This window comes from Microcoleus sp. S13_C5 (genome assembly GCF_036700845.1).
In the GTDB taxonomy this organism is placed as follows: Bacteria; Cyanobacteriota; Cyanobacteriia; order Cyanobacteriales; family Microcoleaceae; genus Microcoleus.
The window spans coordinates 42,759-52,658 of sequence record NZ_JAUBPR010000035.1 but is presented as its reverse complement, the minus strand read 5'-3'; the positions used below and the strand labels follow the sequence as shown (position 1 = coordinate 52,658).

6 protein-coding genes are annotated in these 9,900 nt (G+C 47.5%); 3 read left to right on the top strand and 3 right to left on the bottom strand.

From position 1 onward, the window contains the following. The first annotated feature begins 1,008 nt into the window (after positions 1-1,008). Positions 1,009-1,317: a DUF1830 domain-containing protein gene (locus QUA04_RS12325; RefSeq protein WP_333257316.1), complete on the top strand. Its 309-nt coding sequence runs from the start codon at positions 1,009-1,011 to the stop codon at positions 1,315-1,317. A 74-nt stretch (positions 1,318-1,391) separates the two neighbouring features. Further along, the gene (locus QUA04_RS12320; protein ID WP_333257313.1) at positions 1,392-1,742 is read left to right on the top strand and encodes a late competence development ComFB family protein; all 351 of its coding nucleotides are present in this window, start codon (positions 1,392-1,394) and stop codon (positions 1,740-1,742) included. On the opposite strand, the gene QUA04_RS12315 is transcribed toward QUA04_RS12320, so the two are convergent. Then, positions 1,729-2,094 (bottom strand): DUF6464 family protein, encoded by a 366-nt coding sequence (locus QUA04_RS12315; protein WP_333162698.1) that lies wholly within the window; start codon positions 2,092-2,094, stop codon positions 1,729-1,731. The genes QUA04_RS12320 and QUA04_RS12315 overlap by 14 nt on opposite strands. Before the next feature lie 517 nt (positions 2,095-2,611). Further along, positions 2,612-3,343, bottom strand: coding sequence for a sucrose-phosphate phosphatase (locus QUA04_RS12310; RefSeq protein WP_333257310.1), 732 nt, complete (start codon positions 3,341-3,343; stop codon positions 2,612-2,614). A gap of 171 nt (positions 3,344-3,514) precedes the next feature. Here QUA04_RS12310 and QUA04_RS12305 point away from each other — a divergent pair, with 171 nt between their 5' ends. After that, positions 3,515-5,725, top strand: coding sequence for an iron uptake porin (locus tag QUA04_RS12305; protein WP_333257307.1), 2,211 nt, complete (start codon positions 3,515-3,517; stop codon positions 5,723-5,725). A gap of 626 nt (positions 5,726-6,351) precedes the next feature. On the opposite strand, the gene QUA04_RS12300 is transcribed toward QUA04_RS12305, so the two are convergent. Continuing rightward, a complete protein-coding gene (locus QUA04_RS12300) occupies positions 6,352-9,693 on the bottom strand; it encodes a PAS domain S-box protein (RefSeq protein WP_333257304.1) in 3,342 nt (1,113 codons plus the stop codon). Positions 9,694-9,900 lie beyond the last annotated feature (207 nt).

The window sequence follows — 9,900 nt, the reverse complement described above, 5'->3', positions numbered from 1 at the left end:
AAACCTTTTAAGTGGACATATAAGGGTAAAGTCTTGGCTGTCTAATAGTCTGTGTATTTACGCCGAGGTGTACTAGTCCCCTTGATAATTGCAAAAATCACGCAATTATGTTATAAAACCGGGTTTATACGTCCAGGAAAGTTCTAGTTTTTCCTGCTATTTTCATAATTTCCTCATTTTTTTGATTTAGCTTTGAGATGGATCGGTGATTGGTTAATTTAAACTCTGATTCCCTAGAAGTTCTAGAGATGATCTCAGGGAGTCGGGGTTTTTTGTTACCTGCAAAGCCGATCGGCTATCACCCACCGTATTTACAGGCAGAATAACTCCTCCAGAAGTTACGCACACTTGCCTCAAGAAGGGTTTTTTTTTACCCGGGATCACAGATGCAGCGAAGTTTTTTGGTAAAAAACTCCGTTTGGGCCGGCTAATCCAAGATTTAGGCAGAGTTCCCTGAGAAACCGGGTTTTTTAACGCGGGAGCACAGATGCAGCCAAGTTTTTGGGTAAAAAACCAGGTTTTTGCCTAACTGTTGTAATCTCTGCTTCGGCAAAACTATATTTATCAAAAAAAATGATGGTCTTCATAATTTCCTCATATTTTTTAGATAAAGTTTACTCCAAGCTCTGGATCTGAAGGTCGATCGCACTCTCAGCACCATTCCGCTGCCAAAGAGTGAATCTCTTGTCAGGAGAGTTCGGGAAAGTGACGGTACTTTCGATTAACGGGTGCCACAGCACAGCCAACCTCAATAAGTCAGGGGTTAGGCAGTGCCTACCATAAAAACCTGGTTTTTAACTGGGAAAAACGGAGTTTCTGCGCCATACCTCTAAGTGTTGGCAGGATAACTCAATGCTACAAAAATTAATAACTGAAGATGTGATTGGCGCTCTCGAATAACACCCCAAAAATAAGTCTGTCGTTTGATCAAGATCCCAAATCGCAATTGCCACTAACAGGCAAAGCCAAGTCTCAGTTAGTTTTTGAAAGAGTGTGGAGATTTTTTAAATGTCTGAGCAGCTATCTTATAAAGGTAACAACCAGATTCTGTGCTATTACGCAAATGTTACCAACCTAGTTCAGGTGGTTCGGATTGGGAACATTCCTAATTGGTACTTTGAAAGAGTGATGTTTCCGGGACAGCGACTGATGTTTGAAGCTGCTGCTGAAGCAGTCTTAGAAATTCACACTGGTACGGTGGCAAGTGCTATTTTATCGGACAAGATTCCCTGCTACGTGCTGCGGGTTATAGAAGAGGTAAGTTCCGAGTTCGAGCTGGTGATGACCGAAGAACGATTGGCGGTATTAGCCGGTTAAAATTCATGAGAAATCAGACGAGATCGAGAACGGCCACGAAAATATTAGTTAACGAGTGTTTGGGGACGGGGAAAATGCAGAAAAATCTTGTCAATATTACCTTAGCTGTAGTCACAGAGGAAGTAGAAATTATCTTGGAGTCTTATCCGAAGCACCCATACCAACAAGCTTTTTCGCCTTCGGGATTGCGACAAGATTTAATTGCTTATGTGCTCAGCCGAGTTCCTAATAGATATACTGCGATCGACTCCGGCGAGTCTGTCTCAAACCAAACAGTTCAGGTTCGGTGTTCTTCGGAGCAGTTGCTGCACATAGAAAATTTGATTCATACTGGCATTCGCGAGGTGCTCCACAGCTATCAGAAGATAGATTACCGCCTGCCTGAAGAAGTTAAATTTGATTCGAGAGTTGCTAGTTGGTTTTGATAGTTTCTTGGTAATCGCAGCAGCAGTTGCACGGGCCATTGGGATTGACAGCACAGCGCAGAATTTCCGATCGAGCATTAAAGCGACAGCTAGCATCTCCGATAACCCAGATGCCGCTTACAAAAGTTCTTTCCGTCGGCGGTGTGGCCGACTGCACGTACAGGGCAATTTTTTGCAGTCGGTAGCGGCCGGATTTGAGTTGATAGCGGTGGTGGCGTTCCAAGACAGCGTAGGTTTGTCCCTCTAAATCTAGATAGTTCCCCGGTTGTGGCGTCCAATCCAGCCGAATGCTACCTAAATATTGGCGGGGGTGAGAGAGAATCACCTCTACGGGTAAAGTATTTTGTTCCATGTGGCGGTGCGTTCGCGAACTGAACTAAAGGGGCAAATAGTTGACTCAACTGAGATGTTGCACCCTTCTAAATAAGCCTTTTATGGGCGGGATCTCCTGCCCATCCCACCAGAACTTCACTCTTTGTGGAACAGGCACGAAAGGCCTTTTAATTGAGAATGGTGCAAGATGTGAGCTAAACCTACATTTTCTTCATCTATAAAAATAACTTCTTCTAGAGAAAGTAATTTCGGTTGAGGCGCTAAACTTAACTATAGAACCTTTGGCGATCGGGGAATAGCCGACTTATCTTGGGATAGCCGACTCCCTCCACTACGTTGGGCCCAACAGGCTAGGAAATAAACTTCAACTCGCTTGAGGTAACTAAAGTTAAGTTCGATTAGGTTCGATCAATACGCGGTTGAGATTCCTGAACAGATTTTAACGGTTTGCAAGACTTGGGGCGCTTGGGGTGCTTGGGGTGCGTTTGTACTGAGGACTTCACTGCTGACTACAAACCAAACCGAATTTTTGGCAATCAAAATTTCCAAAAATATGCCATTCCTTCCATGATTCCCCAAGCGCAAGCAGAACCAGCTAAATAATGATTTTCAGTGCCGCATTCGCGATGCCATTCTAAGAGTTCTGACAGAGCATTAGCGACAATTACTCCCCGGACATCCTGTTCAAACATACTGATATCATTGCCAGAATCACCGCAAACTAATGTTGCCTCAGATGGAATTTGTAGGCGCTTTTGTAAATAAGTAAGGGCATTGCCTTTATTGCTAGTTTGCGGTAAAATATCCACATCAATATTGCTGCTAAAAATGATTTGAGCTGGCAGTCTCGATTCAGTTAACTTTTGCTGCAAAGCCTGGACAGTCGAGCTATTTTCTGCTGCTGGCTCCAAACAATAACTGATTTTCCAAGGATTTTGTTCTTTTAGGGATTGGGGTTTAAGCTGGGAAAACTGCTGAGCTAAAGAGGCGATCGCCATTTTATCCCAGTCTTGAGAAAGATACTCCGCCCAATCTAAATCGAGGATTCCGTCTTGGTAAATTTCGCTGCCTACACCTGCGATCAAATAGTCGGGTTCTAGCAGTTGCTTTTGGGCAATTAATTCGCAAGTTGAAGCATGAGAACGCCCGGTAGCGTAAACCAAACAAATTTGCGATCGCTGTGATTGCAAGCGCTGGTTGAAAACTTGAGTTGCTTCGTCATCTCCGACTAGCGTGTTGTCTAAATCTGTACCTAATAAAAACTTCATTTGGGGAATTGGTCAGGAGTCAGTAGTCATCAGTGATTAATGATTGGGAATCGATCGCTTCCTAAAATAATTTTAACTATTTATAAGAATTTGTTAAACCAACTACATTTATAAGCAAGCTTATCGGTTAAGCTTGGCCAGATTTAATTTTCAGCAAGTGGTGTGAGTTTTATGATGAATAATGCAACCTCCGTTAAAGCTTTTTGGCTGTCTTTCTTGATTTCTGGTGCGGCAGTGCCTTTGGGGCCGATCGCAGCAACAGCTCAAATTCAGGATACCTCAACTCCAGAAGTTGCGCTAGAAGCGAGTGCCGTCCCGGAGGCTACCCCAGACGCAGCGCTGGCTGCAGGTAAGATTGAGATACCGCAGTTAGCGGCGATTACCGCAGAGACTAACTCCGTAGTCGATCGCCCTTTACCCAACACAGGTGCAGCATGGGTGAATCGCGCTTTACCCGAAACAGATGCAGCAACAGTCGATCGTGCTTTACCCGAAACAGATATAGCATGGGTGAATCGCGCTTTACCCGAAACAGATGCAGCAGTCGATCGTGCTTTACCTAAAACAGATATAGCATCGGTGAATCCCGCTTTACCCAAACAAGACAAAGTAACAGGCGATCGCCCAACAACAACCCCAGAAATAACGGAGGCAATTGGCGAATTGCCCCCACAGAAGTTAGAAATTGCAAACTCTCCTCAATCTCAAAACGTTGCTGAAGCCAGCAAAGTTGCCGACATCAGCAGCGAGACGGGCATCGCTGATGACCTCAGCATACAAGAAGACGCAGCACAAGTCACCTCTGTTTCCCAACTATCCGACGTGCGGCCGACAGATTGGGCTTTTCAAGCCTTGCAATCCCTAGTAGAAAGATACGGCTGCATTGCGGGATATCCAGACGGCACATTCCGAGGCAATCGAGCAATGACTCGGTATGAATTCGCCGCCGGATTAAATGCTTGCTTAGACCAAATTACCAAACAACTTGGCGGTTCTACTGGTAATTTAGTCAAGCGAGAAGATTTACTTGCTTTGCAAAGATTGCAAGAAGAATTTGCAGCAGAATTAGCTACATTGCGCGGTCGAGTAGATGCTTTAGAAGCCCGCACTGCCGAATTGGAAGCCAACCAATTTTCAACGACGACTAAACTAAACGCATTTGCTTGGTTTAACCTGAGTGGAGCTTTTGCGAGCAAGCGAGTCCGAGTTGAAGCAATAAATGCAAATGCTGCTCCGCTCGATCGAGTACCGGGACGCGATCCTGTCACCAACAGACCGATCGTGCAGACAGTGGACGACCCAGAAATTACTTTCAGCCAGTTAGTTTGGTTAACCCTCACTACTTCTTTTACAGGGAAAGACCAATTGATTACACAGCTAGCTGTAGGTAACGGAACTGCACCAGCCAATCAGTATACTTCTCCGGGTCTTTTTAATACCTTTGGCACTCCTTTTCTAGAGCAGACTGCTGGGGTGAATCCCAATGAAGTTATCCTGCGAGAACTTTCTTATCAGTTCCCGGTTAGCAACAGCTTGCAAGTAGTAATCGGCCCGAGAATTAATTTCTACCGCTACTTTGACAACAATAACTTTAGCTTTTTCGTGAACGGTGCCAGCAGCTTTGATTCTAACAATAGCACTTTGTTAACTGCTACCAAACGCGGCGCAGGTGCTTTGGCTTTGTGGGATATCGGCCGCCGATTGAAACTGCGTTTGGGCTATTTGGGCGAGAGTATGGAATTTTTGCCCACTTCGGTGTTTAATTCCGCTTCCAATCCGTCTCAAGGCTTGTTTGGTGGGACAAATACGAGTACCGCCGAACTAACATTCAGTCCGAGCGATCGGGCAAATTTGCGGTTTTTGTACAGCCGTTCCAACATCCAGCAAATTGGCGGGCTAATTGGAGCACCGAATGGCAGGCCGCTTAACGGTTTGGCAGATGACGGTTTCGGTGGCCGTCTCGGCAATGCTACTGCCAATACTTATAGCTTTAATTTCGATTGGTTGCTCAGCCGCCGTTTCGGTCTTTTCGGCCGCTACGGCTACGCCGAAACCAATATATTTCCCAAGACTGACCGACCCGACGGCACGATCAAAACTCAATCTTATATGTTAGGATTTGCACTGCCTGATTTGTTCAAAAAAGGAGCTGTGTTTACGGGCTCATTTTTAGTACCTTTTGACGTTACTGGCGGTCGGAGGTTTCTGGTTTCGGGCGGGGGAAATGGTGGCAAGCAGTACGAAATTGAAGCCACTTATTATTGGCCTCTCACCGAGCATATTTCGATAGTACCGGCATTTTATGCGATCTGGAATGCCAATAATTTCGATAACAACCCGACAATTTTTGTGGGCAATTTGCGGACGCAGTTTAGTTTTTAATTAAATTAGGGCTGGCTTGAACATAATGATATAGCAATCCTCAATGAGTCATAAATTTTTTACCCCATCCCAACCCTCCCCGAACCCGCTCTGAGGAAGTAAGAAATTCACAAATGATTTAGGATTGCTATAGTATTTTTCATTGGAGTCAGGTACACATTAATAATGGGTAATGGGGCGCTGACTCTAGATTACGTGACTCAGTATAAAAAGGATATCGTAATAGTAAAATCCCGTCAACACTCAACAATCACGCATGGATGGTGCAACCGAAATTCATAGAATTCATCTGCGTTAATTTGTGTTTATCTGCCTGTATCTGCAGTAAAAAAAGATAATTTTTCTGGCTGCCGATGACAATAGATTGACGCTGATTCACGCAGAGGTCGAGAAGAGGTAGGAATAATTACGATGCTAACAGATTTGATATCAAACCACTTGTTGCCTCTCATGTCCGTCTCATACCAAATCCGGCTTAAATACCCCGTTTATTTCTTACTCAGTCTGGACTCTGACTTCGATTGGTAGGAGCGGTTGCAACCAGTCTTATCAAGGGGTTTTTAAAGCGGATTTGGACAAATACCGAGCATATCAAGCATGATATCCTGATTAGCGTCGTCCTGATGTCAACGAATGGGAATTTCGATGATAAATTCAGTGCCTTTACCGGGTTCCGAGAGGCACTGCAATTTGCCGTTGTGTTTTTCAACGACAATTTGGTGCGAAATTGATAAACCCAAACCTGTGCCTTTACCTACGGGTTTTGTGGTAAAAAACGGGTCAAACAAACGCACAATCTGATCTTCGGGAATACCCAGACCGTTGTCTTTGATCCGAATTAAAATGCTCTTGTCATCAATCGTTTCAGTTTGAATGGTAATAGTAGGACAGATAGAATTTCCGGTGTCTTTGGCTTGGCTGCTGCTTTCTTCCAAGGCGTCGATCGCATTTGCCAATACATTCATAAATACCTGATTTAACTGTCCGGGATGACAGTTTATTTGCGGTAGTTCTCCGTATTCTTTAATCACTTTAATGCCCTGCCAGTTGGGTTTGGCTTTCAGGCGGCTGTTCAACATTAACAAGGTACTTTCTAAACCTTCGTGAATGTCGGCAGTCTTGATTTTGGCTTCGTCCGCCCGCGAGAAATTTCGGAGAGTTTGAATAATTTCTACAATGCGCTCGCATCCGGTCTGCATGGAATTGAGCAATTTTGGCAGGTCTTCTGCTAGAAATTCTAAGTCTATATCCTCGGCTTGTTGCTGAAGTTTTGCTGGTGGATTTGGGTACTCTTCTCGATACACCTGTACGATTTCTAATAAGTCTAGAACGTAGCCTCGGACGTGGCAGAGGTTGCCTGCGACAAAGCCAACTGGGTTGTTAATTTCGTGGGCAATTCCTGCTAGCACCTGTCCGAGGGAAGACATTTTTTCGGTTTGTACTAACTGCATTTGAGTTTGCTGCAAGTCGCTCAAAGCTGTTTGCAGTTCTTGGGATTTTTGCCGATCGCGATCGGCGGCGGCGGCCCGTTCTTCCTCAACTCCGATCGCCCCAGCAATAATTCCGATCAGCTTGCAGTCGGCTTCTGTGGGGGCGATCGACTCGGTGTTGACAACGCACACCGCACCCACGTAATCGTCGCCCAGCCGCACTGCTTGTCCCAGATAGCTTCGCAGTTGGTAGCGGATGACAGCGGGATCGGTTTGGGCGTAGATCGTGTTCTGCAAGTCAGGAATGGCAACAGCCCGATCGCTTCCTTTGCTGCATACATCGGTGCAGATGCGGCCCTCGGCGCGATCAATTAGCGGGTAGTCCGGCGGCGCTTGCCAAGTCCCGATCGCGTGCAGCAGTCCGCCACCTAAGCGGCTGTAGATGGCGCAGCTTCCGCCCAAAAGCTCGCCGGCTAAAGATGTCAGCCGCTGGATGTTCTCAGCGGCGTCGGTGGTGAATCCCAAAAAGCACTCGTTAATTTTGCTGAGGCGGTACTCTGCTTGCCTGCGCGCCGTCATGTCGCGGGAGTTGATCACAATTCCTTTCACAGCGGGGTCTGCTAGCAAGTTGATGCCGACACCTTCGAGAAAACACCAAGAACCGTCAGCGCGCCGGAACCGACCTTCTAGGGCGATCGGATCGCCTGGATTTGCGATCAGTTTTTCGCCGTCGGACATCACCGAGGGCAGGTCGTCAGGGTGGATCAAATCGAGAGCAATTTGACCGGCGACTTCATCGGGTTCGTAGCCTAAAACTCTTTCTACAGACGGGCTTTCGTAAACAATGTGACCGCTGGCGTCGAGAATAGTAATGATGTCGGAACTGTTGAGAATTAGCGATCGCCACTTAGCCTCATTTTGGAACAAAGCTGACTCGGCTTCTTTGCGATCGGTAATATCCTCTACCATTTGCAAAATAAACTGTGGCGTTCCCTGACTACTGTCGATGACAGAGGCGCTGAGGCGTCCCCACCTGATGCTGCCGTCTTGGCGGAGGTAGCGCTTCTCGATTTGGTAAGCTTCGCGCAAGCCCGCGGCCAACTGTTGGCGCAACTCGCGCGAAACTTCTGCGTCTTCCGGGTGCGCGCAGTCGTCGAGGCCGACACCCCGCAGTTGAGCTTCCGAGATCCCCAGCATAGCTTGAAATGCCGGATTAGTGGCGATCGCAACACCCTCGAGGGTAGCGACTACCATCCCGATCGCAGCGCGTTCAAAAATTGCCCGAAACCGCTGTTCGCTGTCTCGCAAAGCTGCATCCGCTGCCACTTCCTGGGTGATGTCCCGCCCCGCCACTGCCAAACCTTTGCGCGAACCGTCGGGGTTGAACAGTGGCACTTTCCGCACTTCAAACAAATTGCTGCCGCCTGTGGGCAAGGGGACAATTTGGCGGCTGGAGGTAAGAGTGCCTGCTTGCCAGGTGGTTTCGTCGGTTTCCTGCCAAGTTAGCAGAATTTCTCTGACTCTCGGATCGGCGGCGGCAGCGAGTTCGGCAGTAGTTTTACCCTGGTAGTCTGCGGTTTCCCAGCCCAAAAGTTGGAGGGCGCAGTCGTTGGCAATCAGCCAACGCCCCTCGCTGTCTGTGAGGTTGATCGCGTCGGGGACGGCATTAATCGCGGTTTTCAACCAGTATTCTTGATTTCGCAGGGCTGCTTCGGCGCGCTTGCGATCAGCGATTTCGGCGACTGTTCCTTCGTAGTAAAGGAGTTCGCCATCTTTGTCGCGGACTTCGCGCACGTTTTCCGAGATCCAGGTAGTGCTGCCGTCTTTGCGGCGGACGCAGGACTCAAACTCTTTCAGGGAGCCATTTTTGCTAATTTCTGCCATGAAGGAAGCGCGGCGGGTGCGATCGGCGTAAAGGTTTTTTGCCGAACATTTTGCGATCAGTTCTGACGGGGAATCGTAGCCGTACATTCGGGCGAGTGCCTGGTTGGCGCTGAGGTAGCGCCCGTCTGGGGCGGTTTGAAATATGCCTTCGGTGGCGTTTTCAAAGATGCTGCGGTATTTTGCCTCGGCTTGTTTGAGGGCTTCTTCTGCTTGTTTACGATCGGTGATATCAGATTGGACGCCTATGAAGTGGGTAACCAGTCCGCTGCTGTCGCGCACCGGCGAAATGGTGAGTTCGTTCCAGAAGGCGGTGCCGTCTTTGCGGTAGTTTTTCAGAACTACTTTGCAGTCATGCTGTTCTTTCAGGGCCACGCGGATTCGATCAACGGCAGCGCCATCGGTATCCGGGCCTTGCAGAAAGCGACAGTTCTGCCCGATTATTTCGCTGCGATCGTAGCCTGTAATCCGCTCGAAAGCCCCGTTGCAGTAGACTATAGGCTTGTCCGGCCGGGTAGCGTCCGCGATCGCGATGCCGTTGCTGGTAGCTGCCAGGGCGCGATCGTACAGCCGAAATACTTCTTCTATTAAATTCGGTGTGCCGCCAGTACGAGTCGGCGATAGCGTTTCAGAAGGAATGCTTATATCGATCTGCATGAGTTTCTATAAATTGAGTTTATTGTAGATACCGACTGCCAGCACACCCTAGATTTTAACAGAATTGCCCTGTTTTCCGAAGGCAGAAGTTAGAAGGCTATCATGCAAAATTTGGGAGGTAAATTCTACCTAAAAAAAATCTGGCTTCCCTCGTTTTTTTCCTATTTGCTTCTGCCTTGTGCTTTCTACATTCAAAGGAATCCTACT